This window comes from Streptomyces sp. NPDC059524, from assembly GCF_042749255.1.
Lineage (GTDB): Bacteria > Actinomycetota > Actinomycetes > Streptomycetales > Streptomycetaceae > Streptomyces > Streptomyces xanthii.
On sequence record NZ_JBHYTK010000120.1, the window covers coordinates 24652 to 25512 of the forward strand.

General features: G+C 79.1%; 1 pseudogene. It reads left to right on the forward strand.

The features are described 5' to 3' along the window. A pseudogene (locus ACFW9D_RS27835) lies at positions 1–701 on the forward strand (phenylalanine--tRNA ligase subunit beta); the annotation flags it as partial. Positions 702–861 lie beyond the last annotated feature (160 nt).

The window sequence follows — 861 nt, forward strand, 5'->3', positions numbered from 1 at the left end:
TCGCCCGCCGCCCCACCGCGGGGCTTATCGCCGTGCCGCCCAGCCCGGCGCCGCCACAGCCCGCCCGCGCGGCGGCCGGCGGCGGGCGCCCCCGCGCGCAGGCCGGCTGGTGGGGCAAGGGCTACCCGGCCACCTGGGCCGACGCCGTCGAGTCCGCTCGGATCGTCGCCCGCGAGGCCGGCGTCGAGCTGACCGTCCGCGCCGACCAGCACGCGCCGTGGCACCCGGGCCGCTGCGCCGCGCTGTACGCGACGGTGGACGGCACGGAGACGCTCGTCGGCCACGCCGGTGAGCTGCACCCGCGCGTCGTCAAGGCGCTGCACCTGCCCGAGCGCACCTGCGCGATGGAGATCGAGCTCGACCTCGTCGAGCAGGCCTCCACCGGCGCGCTCCAGGCCCCGCGGATCTCCACGTTCCCCGTGGCCACGCAGGACGTCGCGCTCGTCGTCGGCAAGGACGTGCCGGCCGCGGTCGTCGAGGACGCCCTGCGCACCGGCGCCGGGGAACTGCTCGAGGCGGTCCGCCTGTTCGACGTGTACGAGAACGCGGAGCAGCTCGGCGAGGACAAGAAGTCCCTCGCCTACGCCCTGCGCTTCCGTGCCGCCGACCGGACGCTGACGGTCGAGGAGGCCAGCGCCGCGCGTGACGCGGCGGTCGCCCACGCGGCCGAGAGCACGGGCGCGGTGCTGCGCGGCGCCTGACGCCGCGGCAGGACAGGACAGAACGAAGGGGGGGCGCGGGGGGGACGCGGGGGGCCCCCGCGCGGTGGGGGACCAGCAGTGGGCGCCGTTGGCGGCCGGGGGGGCGGGGGCGCCGCGCCCCCCCGCGCTGGGGGGTGGGGGGGAGGGTCGCGCGGTCGCA